16 protein-coding genes are annotated in these 15,596 nt (G+C 71.5%); 1 reads left to right on the top strand and 15 read right to left on the bottom strand.

Annotation, left to right across the window (positions count from 1 at the left end; genetic code table 11):
* Positions 1–30 precede the first annotated feature (30 nt).
* The 11 genes from V5O40_RS00500 to V5O40_RS00550 form a co-directional block, all read right to left on the bottom strand.
* Entirely contained in the window at positions 31–1,089 is a 1,059-nt protein-coding gene (locus V5O40_RS00500) for a sensor histidine kinase (RefSeq protein WP_332903563.1), read from the bottom strand.
* Positions 1,086–1,751 (bottom strand): response regulator transcription factor, encoded by a 666-nt coding sequence (locus V5O40_RS00505; protein WP_332903564.1) that lies wholly within the window; start codon positions 1,749–1,751, stop codon positions 1,086–1,088. Before V5O40_RS00505 ends, V5O40_RS00500 begins: the two co-directional genes overlap by 4 nt.
* Positions 1,752–2,010: 259 nt before the next feature.
* On the bottom strand, positions 2,011–2,856 hold the full coding sequence (locus V5O40_RS00510) for a DUF559 domain-containing protein (RefSeq protein ID WP_332903565.1): 846 nt from the start codon (positions 2,854–2,856) through the stop codon (positions 2,011–2,013).
* 217 nt (positions 2,857–3,073) lie between these two features.
* The gene (locus V5O40_RS00515) at positions 3,074–3,856 is read right to left on the bottom strand and encodes an ABC transporter permease (RefSeq protein ID WP_332903566.1); all 783 of its coding nucleotides are present in this window, start codon (positions 3,854–3,856) and stop codon (positions 3,074–3,076) included.
* Positions 3,857–3,970: 114 nt separating this feature from the next.
* Entirely contained in the window at positions 3,971–4,888 is a 918-nt protein-coding gene (locus V5O40_RS00520) for an ABC transporter permease (RefSeq protein WP_332903567.1), read from the bottom strand.
* Between the two features lie 22 nt (positions 4,889–4,910).
* On the bottom strand, positions 4,911–6,065 hold the full coding sequence (locus V5O40_RS00525; RefSeq protein WP_332903568.1) for an ABC transporter ATP-binding protein: 1,155 nt from the start codon (positions 6,063–6,065) through the stop codon (positions 4,911–4,913).
* Positions 6,062–7,246 carry a polyamine ABC transporter substrate-binding protein gene (locus V5O40_RS00530; protein ID WP_332903569.1) on the bottom strand — a complete coding sequence of 395 codons (1,185 nt, stop codon included), beginning with the start codon at positions 7,244–7,246 and terminating at the stop codon, positions 6,062–6,064. The genes V5O40_RS00525 and V5O40_RS00530 overlap by 4 nt, the downstream gene beginning before the upstream one ends.
* A gap of 563 nt (positions 7,247–7,809) precedes the next feature.
* Complete coding sequence (locus V5O40_RS00535) at positions 7,810–8,004, bottom strand: DUF397 domain-containing protein (protein ID WP_332903570.1); 195 nt, start codon at positions 8,002–8,004, stop codon at positions 7,810–7,812.
* Positions 8,005–8,020: 16 nt separating this feature from the next.
* Positions 8,021–8,212, bottom strand: coding sequence for a DUF397 domain-containing protein (locus tag V5O40_RS00540; protein ID WP_332903571.1), 192 nt, complete (start codon positions 8,210–8,212; stop codon positions 8,021–8,023).
* Positions 8,203–8,991 (bottom strand): helix-turn-helix domain-containing protein, encoded by a 789-nt coding sequence (locus V5O40_RS00545; RefSeq protein WP_332903572.1) that lies wholly within the window; start codon positions 8,989–8,991, stop codon positions 8,203–8,205. Before V5O40_RS00545 ends, V5O40_RS00540 begins: the two co-directional genes overlap by 10 nt.
* A 274-nt stretch (positions 8,992–9,265) precedes the next feature.
* Complete coding sequence (locus V5O40_RS00550) at positions 9,266–9,643, bottom strand: DUF3499 domain-containing protein (RefSeq protein ID WP_269739754.1); 378 nt, start codon at positions 9,641–9,643, stop codon at positions 9,266–9,268.
* A 153-nt stretch (positions 9,644–9,796) separates the two neighbouring features.
* On the opposite strand from V5O40_RS00550, the gene V5O40_RS00555 reads away from it, so the two are divergent.
* The gene (locus V5O40_RS00555; RefSeq protein WP_093406503.1) at positions 9,797–10,246 is read left to right on the top strand and encodes a metallopeptidase family protein; all 450 of its coding nucleotides are present in this window, start codon (positions 9,797–9,799) and stop codon (positions 10,244–10,246) included.
* A 237-nt stretch (positions 10,247–10,483) separates the two neighbouring features.
* On the opposite strand, the gene V5O40_RS00560 is transcribed toward V5O40_RS00555, so the two are convergent.
* The 4 genes from V5O40_RS00560 to V5O40_RS00575 all read right to left on the bottom strand — a co-directional run bounded on the left by V5O40_RS00560 (position 10,484) and on the right by V5O40_RS00575 (position 15,570).
* Positions 10,484–10,741 carry a WhiB family transcriptional regulator gene (locus tag V5O40_RS00560; protein ID WP_013731688.1) on the bottom strand — a complete coding sequence of 86 codons (258 nt, stop codon included), beginning with the start codon at positions 10,739–10,741 and terminating at the stop codon, positions 10,484–10,486.
* A gap of 472 nt (positions 10,742–11,213) precedes the next feature.
* Positions 11,214–11,543, bottom strand: coding sequence for a phospholipase (locus V5O40_RS00565; RefSeq protein WP_332903573.1), 330 nt, complete (start codon positions 11,541–11,543; stop codon positions 11,214–11,216).
* Between the two features lie 156 nt (positions 11,544–11,699).
* On the bottom strand, positions 11,700–14,279 hold the full coding sequence (locus tag V5O40_RS00570; protein WP_332903574.1) for a bifunctional FO biosynthesis protein CofGH: 2,580 nt from the start codon (positions 14,277–14,279) through the stop codon (positions 11,700–11,702).
* A gap of 76 nt (positions 14,280–14,355) precedes the next feature.
* The gene (locus V5O40_RS00575) at positions 14,356–15,570 is read right to left on the bottom strand and encodes a hypothetical protein (protein WP_332903575.1); all 1,215 of its coding nucleotides are present in this window, start codon (positions 15,568–15,570) and stop codon (positions 14,356–14,358) included.
* Between the last annotated feature and the right edge of the window lie 26 nt (positions 15,571–15,596).

Raw genomic sequence — 15,596 nt, forward strand, 5'->3', positions numbered from 1 at the left:
GTGGGTTCGCTTGCCGGCCTGGCGGCCGGGTCAGGGTGCGGTGGGTAGTTGGACGTCCACCCGCAGTCCGCCGTACTCGGCGGGGCGAGCGGCGATCAGGCCGTCGTGGGCCTGGGTGATCGAGCGGGCGATGGCGAGGCCGAGGCCGGCACCACCGCTGTGGTTCGTCCGGTCCCGGGCCAGGCGGCGGAACGGCTCGAAGAGCCCGGCGACCGCCTCGGCCGGCACCACCTGGCCCGTGTTGGCCACGGTCAGGGCCGGGCTGCGGCCGACCGTGACGGTGAGGGTGCCGCCCGGTCGGTTGTACTTGATCGCGTTCTCCACCAGGTTGGTCACCAGGCGTTCCAGCAGCACCCGCTCGCCCATCACCAGCCGGGGTTCCAGGTGGCTCTGCACCGTCAACCCGGCCTCGGTGATCCGGTCCTGGTACGTGGCCAGCACCCCGGTCACCATCTCGTCGAGTCGCTGCGGGGTACGGGAACGCAACCCCTGGTCGCTCTCGCTGAGCGCGAGCAGCCCCTCGATCAGCCGCTCGTTGCGTTCGTTGGTCTCCAGCAACTGGCCGGTCAGCAACTCCAGCTGTTCACCGGTGAGCGAGCGGGCCATCCCGACCTCGATGAGGGTCCGCTGCACCGCCAACGGCGTACGCAGTTCGTGGGAGGCGTTCGCGGCGAACCGTCGCTGACCCTCGTAACCGGCGGCGATGCGCTCCATCATCTCGTCGATGGACCGGGCCAGCCGGGCCAGTTCGTCGTTGCCGCGCGGGCGGAGCCGGTGACCGAGATTCTGCGGCCCGACCTGCGCGACCGGCCCGGCCAGATCCCGCACCGGACGCAGGCACCACAGCGCGCCGGCCCAGACCCCGATCACCGCGACCAGGAGCACGGCGAGCGGGGCGAGTGCCAGGACCAGATCGAGGAAGTTGTACGCCTGGCCGCAGAGCACGCTCGACCCGGGCAAACCGGTGCCGCAGAGCCGCGTGCCCCAGAGCCACACCTGGCTCAGGGCCCACCTCGCCAGCTCGGGAGCGGCGTATCCGACGAACAGCGCGACCACGCCGACCAGCACGACCCGCCAGCGCGGGGTCACTCGGCACCGCCGATGCGGTACCCGGCGCGGGGCACCGTGTGGATGACCTGCGGCTCGCCGAGCTTCTTGCGCAGCGTCATCACGGTGACCCGGACGACGTTCGTGAACGGATCGGCGAACTCGTCCCACGCCTGTTCCAGCAGGTCCTCGGCGCTGACCACCCGGCCCTCGGCGCGGAGCAGCACGTGCAGCACCGCGAACTCCTTCGGGCTCAGGCCGACCGGCCGGCCGGCTCGGGTGACCGTGTGCCGCGCCACGTCCAGGACGACGTCGTGCGCCCGCAGTACCGGCGGCACGGCCGGGGCGGAGCGCCGTCCCAGTGCCTGTACCCGGGCGACCAACTCGGCGAAGGCGAACGGCTTGGTCAGGTAGTCGTCGGCACCCAGCCCCAGGCCCTCCACCCGGTCGCGGATGCCGGCGGCGGCGGTGAGCAGCAGCACCCGGGTACCGGAGCCGGACGCCGCCAGGCTGCGGCACACCTCGTCACCGGTATGTCCCGGCATGTCCCGATCCAGCACGGCGACGTCGTACCGGTTCACCCCGACCCGTTCCAACGCTCCGTCACCGTCGTAGCAGACGTCCACCGCCATCGAGAGGCGACGCAGCCCCTCCGCGACGGTGTCCGCCAACAACCGCTCGTCGTCCGCCACCAGCACCCGCACGCTTCCGCTCCCCGTGGTCCTCGCTGTCGGCCATACGTTCCCAGGCAGGAGTTAAGGGTTCCGTAAGCGCCCGCCACCCCAATACTCCACGTAACCGCGCGCCAACCCCGCCCCGCCCCACCCCGCCCCGCCCCGCCCCGCCCCGCCCCCGCGATCTTGCACTTTTGGTCGCCGAAATGTCTTGTTAGAGCGCTTTTGCACCGACAGAAAGTGCAAGATCGCGGGGCAGGTGGGGTGCGAGGCGGGCGGGGTGGGGGCGTCAGGAGAGGGCGGTTCGGATGGTGGCGATGATGTAGTTGGGGCGACGGTAGAGGTCGCGATCGGTGAAGTACCGCATCCGCCAGCCCTGCGCGTCGAGCCAGTTGACACGTTCCCGGTCGTACCTGAGGCTCTCGCGACCCAGATGGGAGACACCGTCGTACTCGATGCCGACCCTGCGTTCGCGGTAGCCGAGGTCCAGGCGATATCGCTGTAAGCCGTCGGCGTCGTGCACCCAGAGTTGCGGCTCAGGTGGCGGTAGCCGCCCGTCGACCAGTACCAACCGCAACTGACTCTCCTGGCGGCATTCCGCCCGGCCGTCGGCCAGCGACACCAACTCGCGCGCCTGTCGCACCCCGCGCAATGCCCGATGCCTGCACACCTCGGCGATCAGATCGTCGGGGCTCACGGCACCGGACCTGAGAGCGCAGTCCAACACGGGAAGTGCGTCGAGCCGCCGCACCGTACGCGCCAGGTCGATCGCGCAGCGCGCCGCCGGCACACAGGGCAGCCCACCGACGAGGACCGGCTGCACCGGCAGCACGGACCGATGCACGACCAGCCCGGGTAGCCGGGGTTTCGGCGCGATGGCCGGCAGTTGGACGTGCACGAGGTCGTCGCGCAGAACGCCGAAGCCGTACCGTCGGGCCGCCGTCTGTCGGGTCAGCACGGCGCCCTCCGGCAGACACAGCAGCAGCGCCCGCAGTTCGTCGTCGTCATCGAGGGGTTGATCGGCATAGACACCCCTCCGCACGCGGCGCAGTTCCTCCCGGCCCAGTCGGGTACGAAGTCGTCGGGCGCTGAGCGTCCGCAGCAGAGTTTCCACTCGCCACAGTTGAGCAATCATGCGGACACCCTCCCCGTCCCGCCACCCACCGTTCCGCCCCCACCAACTCCCCTGTGGACAACCCTCCCTCCTGTGGAAAACCACCCCCAACCCCGACCCTCGTGCTACCCCACCCCACCTTCTCCGCGATCTTGCACTTTTCGACGCGACATTTCCGGTTGAAGCGCTCATAATGGCGACCGAAACTGCAAGATCGCGGGGGTGGCGGCGCGTCGGGTCAGGGGCGGGCGCGCAGCGAGGTGGCCAGCACCAGCAGCAGCGCGACTCCGAACATGGCCGTGCCGATGACGTTCACCTGCGGTGGGATGCCCCGCTGGGCGGCACCCCAGACGTACATCGGGAACGTGACGGTGGTGCCCGAGTTGAAGTTCGTGACGATGAAGTCGTCGAAGCTGAGCGAGAACGCCAACAGGGCGGCGGCCACGATGCCGGGCAGCACCAGCGGCAGGGTGATCCGCCGGAACGTCTGCCACTCGCCGGCGTACAGGTCCATCGCGGCTTCCTCCAGCCGCCGGTCCATCCCGCTCAGCCGGGCCTTCACGGTCACCACCACGAACGACACACAGAACATGACGTGGGCGACGACGATGGTCCAGAAGCCGAGCGGCACCCCGCCGGAGACGAAGAGGGCGAGCAGCGACGTGCCCATCACCAGTTCCGGCGTCGCCATCGGCAGGAAGATCAGCACGTTGAGGGTGGACCGACCCCGGAACCGGTGCCGGGCCAGGGCAAACGCCATGAGCGTGCCGAGCAGGGTCGCCGCCACGGTGGCGAGGAACCCGATCTGGACGCTGCGCAGCACCGCCTCGCACATCTCCGAGGTGGCGCACGGGTTGCGCCAGTTGTCGAGGGTGAACTCGTTGAAGTCGTACGACAGCCGGCTGGAGGGGCGGTTGAACGACAGCGCGGCGACCACCGCGATCGGCAGGAACAGGTAACCGAGCACCAGCAGCGCCACGCCCAGCACCCAGTGCTCGGCGAACCAGCGGGAGATCCTCACGGTGCCTGCCATTCGTTCGCGACTGCGGGGCTCCGCTGCGCTGCACTCCTCACGCTCACAGGGCCCGCCTTTGATTCGCGACTGCGGGGCTCCGCTGCGCTGCACTCCTCACGCTCACAGGACGTCCCTCGTCCCGGTGCGGCGGAGGTAGCCGAAGACCACCGCGAGGATCGCCGTCATGAGCAGGAACGACAGCGCCGCGCCCTGCGGATGGTCGAGCCGGACCAGGAACGCCGAGTCGATGACATTGCCGATCATGTACTCGTTCGGGGTGCCGAGCAGTTCGGCGTTCAGGTAGTCGCCGGTCGCCGGGATGAAGAAGAGCAGGGTGCCGGCGGTCAGGCCGGGCATCGACAGCGGCAGGGTGACCCGCCGGAACGTCTGCAGCGGGCTGGCGTACAGGTCGCTGGACGCCTCCAGCAGCCGGCGGTCCAGCCGTTCCAGGCTCGCGTACAGCGGGAGCACCAGGAACGGCAGGAAGTTGTACGTCAGGCCGAGCACCACCGCGACCGGAGTGGCCAGCAGCCGGCCGTCCGGGCCGAGCAGGTGCACGTCGCGCAGCAGCCCGACCAGCCAGCCGTTGTCCGACAGGATGGTCTTCCAGGCCAGGGTACGCAGCAGGAAGCTGGTGAACATCGGCGCGATCACGCAGACCAGCAGCAGGTTCTTCCACCGGCCGGCCCGCTGCGCGATCGCGTACGCCAAGGGGTAGCCCATCAGCAGCGCCAGCACCAACGCGATGCCGGCGTACCCGAAGGACCGGCCGAACTGCGGCCAGTACGCCTGCAAGGCCGCCGGGTAGTTGCCGAACGCCCAGGTCAGCGTGTACCCGGTGGAGAGCGAGCCGGCGGGGTCGTAGAGGCTGGCCGCGGCGAGCTGCACCAACGGCACGACGAAGAACAGGAACAGCCAGGCCGCGCCCGGCAGCAACAGCAGGTACGGCAGGAACCGGCGATGCTCCGGCCGGCCACCAGGTGACGGCGACGCCGGCTGCTCCCCGGCACCGGGGGGTGCCTGGGCCGGTGCGCTCACGCCCCCGCCTCGCTTCGTGGGCTCACCGGGCCGCGCCGACCGGTTCGTCCCGCATCGGGGCGGTCCGGTCGTCGTCGACGTGCCGGCCGAGCAGGAAGGCGTGCCGCGGATCCCAGTACGCCACGGCCCGCTCCCCGACGGCGAAACGCTCCTGGGCACCGCTGTTGGCGACGAAGACGCTCAGCTCATCGCCCCAGCCGGTACGCAGCAGGTACTGCGTGCTCACCCCGACATAGGAGGCGTCGGTGATGCTGCCTTCGACGTGCTGGTGGCCGGTCGGCACCTGCCCGGCCGCCGCGGCCAGGTGCAGCTTCTCCGGGCGTACGCCCAGGAGAACCGGACCCTGGGCGGCGCGGGACCGCGCCGACGGCACGGAGAACCGCGCGCCGTGCGCGGTGACCAGCAGGTCACCGCCGTTGCCGCCGGAGACGTCACCGGCGATCAGGTTGGACTGGCCGAGGAAGTTCGCCACGAAGGCGGTCGCCGGGAACTCGTACAGCTCGGCCGGCGCGCCCAGTTGCTCGATCCGGCCGGCGTTCATCACCGCGACCGCGTCCGCCATGGTCATGGCTTCCTCCTGGTCGTGAGTGACGTGCACGAACGTGACGCCCACCTCGGTCTGGATGCGCTTGAGTTCGATCTGCATCCGGCGACGCAGCTTGACGTCGAGCGCACCGAGCGGCTCGTCGAGCAGCAGCACCTGCGGGTGGTTGATCAGTGCCCGGGCCAACGCGACGCGCTGCTGCTGGCCGCCGGAGAGCTGGGCGGGGCGGTGCCGCTCGTACCCGTCGAGCTGCACCAGGGACAGCATCCGCCGGACCTGGCCGTCGACCGAGCGGATGCCGCGCCGCCGCAGCCCGAAGGCGACGTTCTCGAAGACGTCCAGGTGCGGGAAGAGCGCGTAGCTCTGGAACACCGTGTTGACCGGTCGTTTGTACGGCCGCAGCCGGGTGATGTCCCGGTCACCGAGCAGCACCCGCCCGCGGGTCGGTTCCGCCAGGCCGGCGACCATCCGCAGGGTGGTGGTCTTGCCGCAGCCCGAGGCGCCGAGCAGGGCGAAGAACGAGCCCTGCGGGACCGTCAGGTCCAGCTCCTCGACCGCGGTGAAGGCGCCGAACGTCTTGGTGAGGTTGACCAGCCTCAGATCGCCGGCCGGGGTCTGCGCAGCCACCGTCACGCCCCGATGACCTGCTGGAACTTCGTTTCGTACTCCCGTTCCTGCGGCTCGTCGAGCGCCATGAAGACCTTGGCCTTGGCGAGCATGGCCTCGTCGGGGAAGATCAGCGGATTCGCGGCCAGTTCCGGATCGATCTTCTCCAGCTCCGCCTGCGCCCCCTGCACCGGGCAGATGTAGTTGACGTACGCGGCGAGCTGAGCGGCGACGGCCGGATCGTAGTAGTAGTTGATCAGCTCCTCGGCGTTGGCCTTGTGACCGGCCCGGTTCGGCACCAGCAGGTTGTCCGACCAGAGCAGTACGCCCGATTCGGGCACCACGAACTTGATCCGTTCGTCCTCGAAGCCGAGCTGGATGATGTCACCGGACCAGCCGACGCACGCCGCGATGTCGCCCTTGGCCAGGTCCGGGGCGTAGTCGTTGCCGGTGAACCGGCGGATCTGCCCGGAGTCGACGGCCCGCCTGAGCTTGTTGAGCGCGTCGTCGAACTGGGCGGCGGTGAAGTCGGTCGGGTCGTGGCCGTTGGACATCAGCAGCAGTCCCATGGTGTCGCGCATCTCGCTGAGCGCGGTCACCCTGCCCTTGAGGTCGGGGCGGGTGAGCAGCTCGTCGACGGTACGGATCTCGCCGGTGACCCGGCCGTTGTAGGCCAGTCCGGCGAGGCCCGACTGCCACGGGATCGCGTACTGGTCCGCGGTGTCGAAGGGCCGGTTCCGCAGCGACGGCAGGAGGTTGGCCTCGACGTTCGGCAGCTTCGACTTGTCAAGCTTCTGGATCCAGCCGAGCCGGATCATCCGGGCGGCCATCCAGTCGGTGAGCACCATGATGTCCCGCCCGGTGCTCTGGCAGGCGGCGAGCTGGTTCTGCACCTTGCCGAAGAACTCGTTGTTGTCGTTGATGTCCTCGGCGTAGGTCACCTGGATGCCGGTCCTGCTGACGAAACCGTCCAGGCTGGGGCGCTTCGACTCGTCGTCGGGGTCCACGTCCATGTACTGCGGCCAGTTGGAGAACGCCAGCGTCCGCTCCGCGCCGGACAGATCCTCGCTGACGCAACCCTCCTCGGTCTGCTGCGCGGCGGGGGTACCGCAGCCGGTCAGGGTGCCGCCGCCGGCGAGGAGGGCGGCCGAGCCGAGGGTGCCGGTGAGCAGGCCACGCCGGGTGAAGGGCCGGTGGGCACCACGCATGAGACGGTTCCTATCAATGATCGTGGGCGACGGGACGAGGGTGGGCCGCCGGCTGGGGCTGGAGAGCCGGCGGCGACAGACGAATGATCCTGACATGAGGCGAGGGTGCCGGCCACGCCCCGGGCACCTTCCCTGACTCACCCTGCCCCGCCACCGGCCCCTCGACCCAAACCAGACCGCTCGCCCCACCCAGACCACTCGCCCACCCAGACCGCTTGACCCACCCAGACCCCTCGCTCGCCCAGACCAGACCCACGCATGCCGGACCCACGCGGGCCGGACCCACGCGGGCCGGACCCAGGCAGGCCACCTGGCCCACCCAGGCCGCTTGATCCACTCGACATGCCGCATCCCGCGCCATCCAGGTCGCCTAAGACCGCAAGATGCCGCATCTCGACGACCGAGCCGGGCGAGAGGACCGGCTGAAGGGGGCCGGGTAAAGGGTGCCGGGCGACTGAGCGGGGCGACCAGCCGGGCGACTGAGCGGGGCGACCAGCCGGGCGACGTGGCGGGCGGGGCACCGGATGCGGCGACCGGGCCGGTAGGCGAAGCAGAGTGGCGGCTCAGACGGTACTGCGGACGGTGCTGGTGACGAAGGCACGCCAGGCGCTCGGGGTGAAGGCCAGGGTGCCGCCGGTCCGGTCCTTGCTGTCGCGCACCAGCACCCGGCCGGGCAGGTTGTCGGCCACCTCGACACAGTCGCCGCCGTTGTTGCTGCTGCGGGTGGCGGTACGCCAGCTTGCGCCGGTCAACTCCATGTCGTCGCCCTCCAGATCAGGCGCGATGCTTGGCTTGCGTGACGAAGGCACGCCAGGCGGCCGGAGTGAAGGCCAGGGTGCCGCCGGTCCGGTCCTTGCTGTCGCGCACCAGCACCCGGCCGGGCAGGTTGTCGGCCACCTCGACACAGTTGCCGCCGTTGTTGCTGCTGCGGGTGGCGGTACGCCAGCTGGCGCCGGTCAACTCCATGTCGTCGCCACTTCCCTGATCAGGTCGATGGACCGTCGGCGGGGCAGCGCCTCACCGGTGACGCTCTCCCACCTCGCGCCCAGGCTAGCAAGGTCGGCACTGTCGGTCACCACCTGACCGCGCAGTTGATTGTCCAGATAGGCCGCCTCCGCGCCGTCCGGCATCCGGGCCAGCACGAACGGCCCGGCCAGGCCGGTGTGCCACGGGTTCTCCGCCGGAATCACCCGGACCTGCACGTGCTCCCGCTCACCCAGCGTGGCCAGCTGGGCCAACTGCTCCGCCATCACGCTCGGATCGCGGCTGACCGGCCGCCGCAGCACCACCTCGTCGATCACCGCGACCAACTGAAGCGGGGTCTCCCGCTCCAGCACCCGCTGCCGCGCCAGCCGCGCCACCACGATCTCGTCGACCTCCGCCGGCGACAGCAGGCCGCCGGTGGCCAGCACCGACCGGGCGTACGCCTCGGTCTGGAGCAGCCCCGGCACGAGCAGTGGCTCGTACGACCGGAGGGACCGGGCGTCCTGCTCCAGTTCCGCCCACGCCCGGAACCAGGGCAGGTCCCGGCGGCGGAACGGCTCCGGCCAGAGTTCGGCGGCCTTGCGCCCGAGGAGGTTGGCGACGGCGATCCTGGTCCGCGGATGCGGGATCCGCCCGTCCGCCAGCCAGCGAGCCGCCGTCTTCGGGTCGACGCCCACCTTCCCGGCCAGGGACTCGGCCGTCTCGCCCTTGTCCGCCATCGCCACCCGCAGCGCCTCGTTGCCCACAGTCCCGTTGCCCATCGCGCCCTCCCGACTCGCGTCACCCTCCGGCGCACGCTAGTCACCAGGAGTCGCCGTGTCCGTCGCCTGCCGGCGTGTTGCACCAGGACTGTTTCGCACATCCGAGGCGCACCCCAGACGCCCCCGAGACGCCCCGCCGACGCCCAGTCGCAGTCGCCCCAGCGCCGACGCCCACCCAACGACGCCGTCCCCGCGATCAAGAAGTTCTGGTCGCCCCAGGGCTCGGAACGCGACCAAAACTTCTTGATCAACGCCGACAGACGGCTGGGTTGGGTTAGTGGGTGGGGGGGATTACGCGGAGGTGGCCGCGGCGGGAGGTTGAGGACGCGGCGGGGGGTGTGGAGGGGTGGTTCTGGTCGTCCTGGGGAGGACGGGGGGCGGGGCGGGCGGCCTCGCGGACCGCTTCGGCGAGTGCGACCAGGTCGTCGGTGGTGGGCGGCGGCGGCTCGAACTCGCCCTCGTGGCGGACGACCTCCCAGCCGCGCGGAGCGGTCAGGCTGCGGGCGTGCGGCTCGCAGAGGTCGTACGTGTGCGGCTCGGCGAAGGCGGCCAGCGGGCCCACCACGGCCGTCGACTCGTTGTAGACATAGGTCAGCGTGGCGACCGCTTGCCGGGGGCAGCCGTTGCGGGAGCAGCGCCGTGGTGACCTCACCGGCGCAGGGTATCTCCATTACCGGCTCCGGCGCACCGCTTCGCGTTACGACACGCCCGTCTTGGTGATCACATTTCTCGTCCGGCGGCCGCAACGCGCCAGGTGGCCGGCGCTGACGCTGCTCGGCGGGGACCGGAAGCTACTCTTTGGCACATGACGAGCCCGGAGAACCGCCGCCCCGGCACCGGCCGGCGGGCGCACCGCGACCGGCACGGACGCGGTCTGCGTGGGCGGCTGGTGCCGGCCACCGTGCCGCTGGCGCGGACCAAGGCGGAGATCTTCGACGATCTGGTGCTGGACACCGTCGAGACGCTGGAGCGTCGGTTCGCCAAGGAGCTGGCCGGGGTGGAGTTCGCCGTCGAGGACGTCCCGCCCGACCTGAACGTCTACGACTCCGACGTGCTGGAGGACGGCGAAGTGCCGCTGGCCCGGCTGCTGCCCGGTCGGCCCGGCCGCCAGGAGGTGCCGCCTCGGATCGTGCTGTACCGGCGACCGCTGGAATTCCGGGCGATGGACCGGGAGGATCTCGCCGACCTGGTCCACGACGTCATCATCGAACAGGTGGCGAACCTGCTCGGCGTCGACCCGGACGAACTGGCCTGATCGCCCCCGCACCGTCACCGACCAGCCGGGCGCCTGCGCCGACCAGCCGACACGTCCGCCGACGACCAACCCCGACACGTCCCTCGACGACCAACCCCGGCGCGTCCGCTGGCGACCAGCCGGCACGGCCAGCGCGCGAAATCCCCGCAGGACCGACCCGTCCGCTGGCAGCCGCGCGCCGGGCCGGACCGCCGCAGCGGGTGGGACGGTCCCCCAACCGTCCCGCCCCACGTCAAGTCAGGCCGCCCGGCGCTTGAGCTTGCGCCGCTCCCGTTCGGAGAGTCCACCCCAGATCCCGAACCGCTCGTCGTGGCCGAGAGCGTATTCGAGGCATTCCGTCTTGACCTCGCACCGCGAGCAGATGCGCTTCGCCTCGCGGGTCGAGCCGCCCTTCTCGGGGAAGAACGCCTCCGGGTCGGTCTGCGAGCACAGGGCCCGCTCCTGCCACTCCGGCGCGTTTCCGAGCAGGTCGGCCGCCTCGAGCTGGCCGTCCATTCAGTTGCCTCCTTGTCGCGCACCGGCGTCGTCGCCGCTGCAACCCCCCACGCGAAAGGCGTGCTTTTGTCCGTCCGGTCCGGTTATCGTGCGTTCCGTGCGAACAACCCCATTCAAATTACACGCGTGTAATGCGTGCGCCGTCAAGCCAAACTTGATAATGGAGTCGCCCTCCCGACACGCGTCCGGGACGGCCGTCCGTACCACCCGGTCTCGCCCTGCCCTATCGATTCAGACCCCGGCCTAGTAACGCCCTCCCCGGCGAGTTGCCCGAGTTTTCTCCCGTGGCGCGCCGGGCGCCACCGAAGCGGTCGAGCTTCGCGGCGGCGCCGGAGAAGCCGCTCATCAAGATCCGTTGATCTTGATGAGCAAGGTTATCCCGACTTCGCCAACCCCGCCCGCCAAGCGGGTGAACGACGACCGCGTCCCGCCCACATTGTGGACGGGACGCGGCGGGCGGGACTCCGGCAGTTCAGTCGGCCAACGGCTGCAAGCTGGTCGGCAAGGCGAATTCGGCCACCACCCCACCGGACACGGTGACCGATCCAACAGGCGTGTCAGCGTCCCACCAAACGGTATAGACGCCGGCCGGAAGGTCCGGATAGACCGCACTGTGGAACGTGCCGTCCCGGACCCGACGCTCGCGTACGGCGGAGTGCGTACGCGGGTCACCGTCCCGGTCGGCCCGGCTCACCTCGATCTCCCGACCGAGCAGCTGCCGCCCGGTGTAGATGATCAGTGCTCCGGTGTCACCACCCAGGGTCAGCTTCGGCCCACCCCCCTGAGGTTTCACAGTGATCATGACCAACCTTTCCGGCGGCGGCGCGCAGACGCCGCGTTGACGGACGGGGGTCACGACAGACCACGCCGGACCCCCGGTGCGGGGTGCCGGCGACGGTCCTCGCCGCGCCGCCGCCGGCACCGACGGGTACGTCCGCCGGAAGGCGAAGGTTCGACCCTAGGCCGCGATGTGACCGTACGCAGTGGTGCGCCTACGCGCCGGTCGGCCCGCCGCCGCCGCGATGGCCCGCAACTGCTCCTCGGTACGCGCCGACCCGTTGCCGGAACCGGCCATCCGCGAGATGGTCTCCTCCATCAGCGTGCCCCCGAGGTCGTTGCAGCCGCCGCGCAGCAACTCCGCGGTGCCGGCGTCGCCCAGTTTCACCCAGGAGCACTGGATGTTGTCGATCCGACCGTGCAACAGCACCCGTGCCATCGCGTGCACCACCCGGTTCTCCCGCCAGGTCGGGCCTGGGCGGGCGATGCCCGCGAGGTAGATCGGGGCGTTGGTGTGCACGAACGGCAGCGCCACGAACTCGGTGAACCCGCCGGTACGGTCCTGCACCCCGGCCAGCACCCGGAAGTGCGCCAGCCAGTGCGCGGGGTGGTCGACGTGGCCGTACATCATCGTCGAGCTGGACCGGATGCCCAGCTCGTGGGCCGTGCTGACCACCTCGACCCAGGCGGCGGTCGGCAACTTGCCCTTGGTGAGCACCCAGCGCACCTCGTCGTCGAGGATCTCGGCCGCCGTGCCCGGGATGGTGTCGAGTCCGGCCTCGCGCAGCCCGGCCAGCCACTCCCGCACCGACACGCCGGCCTTGGCGGCGGCGGTGACGATCTCCATCGGTGAGAAGGCGTGCACGTGCATCTGCGGTACCCGGGCCTTGATCGCCCGGACCAGGTCGGCGTAGATGGTCACCGGCAGCTTCGGGTCGATGCCGCCCTGGAGGCAGACCTCGCCGGCACCGGCCTCCCACGCCTCCTGCGCCCGGTCCGCGACCTGCTCCACCGAGAGCCGGTACGCGTCGGCGTCCCGTTCCCGCTGCGCGAAGGCGCAGAACCGGCAGCCCACGTAGCAGACGTTCGAGAAGTTGATGTTGCGGTTGACCACGTAGGTCACGTCGTCGCCCACGGCGGACCGGCGCAACTCGTCGGCGGTGCGGCACAGCTCGTCCAGGGCCGGCCCGTCCGCGCCGAACAACGCGAGTGCGGCATCGGTGTGCCGGGGCTCCAGCAGCGCCGCCGGATCCTCGGCGGCCAGCCGCAACCCGGCCCGCAGGTCGGCGTCGGCGGCCCCGGCGACGAGCGGCCGGCCGGCCCCGGGACCGGTTCCCGCCTCCGTTGCCGGGCCACCGTCGACACCCGCCCCCGCCGGTGGCACAGCCACCTTCGCGGCTACCTCGGCCCAGTCGCCGTAGACGTGGTCGAAGTCGCCCCGGCGGTCGTCCGTGCGCCCCGTGGTGTCGATGGTGGTGTGCAGGTCGGTGCGCCCACCGAAGGTCTCGTCGGGCTCCTGCCACGGCCGGCCCACCGGACGGGCCGCCTCGACCGCCAGCCCGGTCGCCGGATCGGCGAGCGCGGTCACGTGCGGCAGCAGTCGCGCGTCCAGCCACGGCTCGCCGGCCCGCACGTAGTCGGGGTAGACGGTCAGCCGCTCGCGGAGGGTGAAGCCGGCCGCGGCGGTACGGGCAGCCAGCTCGTCGAGCTGCGGCCAGGGACGCTCCGGGTTGACGTGGTCCGGGGTCACCGGCGAGACACCGCCCCAGTCGTCGATGCCGGCTCGCAGCAGCAGGTCGTACTCACCGGCGATGAGGTTCGGCGGTGCCTGGATGCGGGCCTTCGGACCGAGCAGCACCCGGGCCACCGCCACGGTGGCGGCGAGGTCGTGCAGTTCGGCGTCGGGCATCCCCCGCATCGCCGTGTCCGGCTTCGCCCGGAAGTTCTGCACGATCACCTCCTGGAGGTGGCCGTACTCACGTTGGGTACGCCGGATCGCGAAGATCGCGTCGACCCGTTCGGCGAGGGTCTCGCCGATGCCGATCAGGATGCCGGTGGTGAACGGGACGCCGACCCGGCCCGCGTCGTCGAGGACCCGCAACCGCACCGCCGGCTCCTTGTCCGGTGAGCCGTAGTGCGGGCCGCCGGGCTCGGACCACAGGCGGGTGGCGGTGGTCTCCAGCATCATCCCCATGCTCGGCGCCACCGGCTTGAGTCGTTGCAGCTCCGCCCAGGAGAGCACCCCCGGGTTCAGGTGCGGCAGCAGGCCGGTCTCCTCCAGCACCGCCACGGCACAGGCCCGCAGGTAGTCCAGGGTGGACCCGTAGCCGCGTTCGTCGAGCCACTGCCGGGCCGCCGGCCACCGCTCCTCCGGCCGGTCGCCGAGGGTGAACAGCGCCTCCTTGCAGCCCTGCGCCGCGCCGGCCCGAGCGATGGCCAGCACCTCCTCGCGGTCGAGGAAGGCCGCCGGCAGCCGGTGCGGCACCGTGGCGAAGGTGCAGTAGTGGCACCGGTCCCGGCAGAGCCGGGTCAGCGGAATGAAGACCTTCTTCGAGTACGTCACGACGCCGGGCCGGCCGGCGTCCCGCAGGCCGGCGTCCCGAATCGCACCGGCGATGCCGAGCAGTTCCTCCAGCGCCGCGCCCCGGGCGGTCAGCAGGGTCGACGCCTCGTCGACGTCGAGCGCCCGCCCGGTGGCGGCGCGGCGCAGTGCCCGCCGTACGCTTCCGTCACCCGGCCCGCGCTCGCTCTGATCAACCATCCGCTCAGCCTATTCGCTGCGGCCCGTTGCGGCCCCGGCCCGTGGGCAACCGCACGTGCCTTCGACGACGCGCCGGTCAGCTCGGCTGGTCGCCCGGGTCGATCCGCTGGGTGCGGTCGGCCTCTCCATCGCCCGACCGGGCAGCCGGCGGCGCGGCGTCACCGTCGCCCGGCCGCGCGATCGCCTGGGTCGGCTCGGCGCTCTGGTGCGGGATCGTCTGAGTCGGCTCGGCGTCCTGCCGCTCGGCGCGCCCGGCCGGGTCGCCCTGACGCGGCACGCCCCCGCCCGGGTCGCCCTGACGCGGGATGCTCTGGGTCGGGTCGGCCGAGGCCGGCTGCCCGAACGGCGGTGCGGCCGGCGAGGCCGGCGACCCGAACGGCGGTGCGGCCGGCGAGGCCGGCGACCCGAACGGCGGTGCGGCCGGCGGGGCCGGCTGGCCGAATGTGGGCGCGGCCGGCGAGGACGGCGCCGACTGCGGTGGCACCGCCGGCTGGCCGTGCGGCGGCCAGGTGTGCGGAGACTCCGGTGGCCCTCCGGCGGGCGCCTGACCGGCCATTGGCCAAGCCGGCTGGCCGCCCTGACCGCCAGGGTTGCCCTGGCCGCCATGGTGGCTGTGGCCGCCGAAGTGGCCCTGGCCGCCGGGGTGGCCCTGGGTCGTGCCGCCGGCCGGGTAGCCGCCGAACTGGCCGGGCGGCGCCCACCCGCCACCCTGCTGACCGGGCTGGCCACCGAACTGACCCGCGCCGCCCGGCTGCGGCCAGCCCGGCTGCGGCGTGCCGTACAGGCCGGGCTCGGCCTTGGGCCGGGGTACGTGGTAGAGCCGCTGCCACACGCTCCACACCACGTACGCCGCCGCGGCGAAGAGCGCCACCCAGGCGACCCGGGTGAGCAGTCCGGTCATCGCGTCGAAGAGCTGCGCCTCGGCCAGCCGACCGACGACCCAGATCAGCAGGGTCAGACCGCCGAGCACGGCGCTCACCGCGTACTCGATGAGCGCCACCTGCGTGATCATTTTCGCCCGTCCGACGGTCGGGGCGAGATGCGTGGCCAGCAGCACCGCCAGCACCGGCAGCACCACCGCCTCGACGCCGATGAAGGCGAAGAAGGAGCTGGCGGCGCGCCCGGTGACCGTGCTGTACGCGCCCTGCGGGGTCAGCAGCCGGATCAGCCCCACGAACAGAAAGACGGCGTTCGCGCCCAGGAGCACGAGAGCGACGAGTTCACGTAGCGGCCCGGTCACCTGGCGGGCCGGGGTCGGGTCGGTGGGCGGGGGCTCGGCGGGGCTGGTCACGAACTCTCCCTGGGGCGAAAGCGGAC

It is taken from the genome of Micromonospora palythoicola, assembly GCF_036689795.1.
GTDB lineage: Bacteria > Actinomycetota > Actinomycetes > Mycobacteriales > Micromonosporaceae > Micromonospora > Micromonospora palythoicola.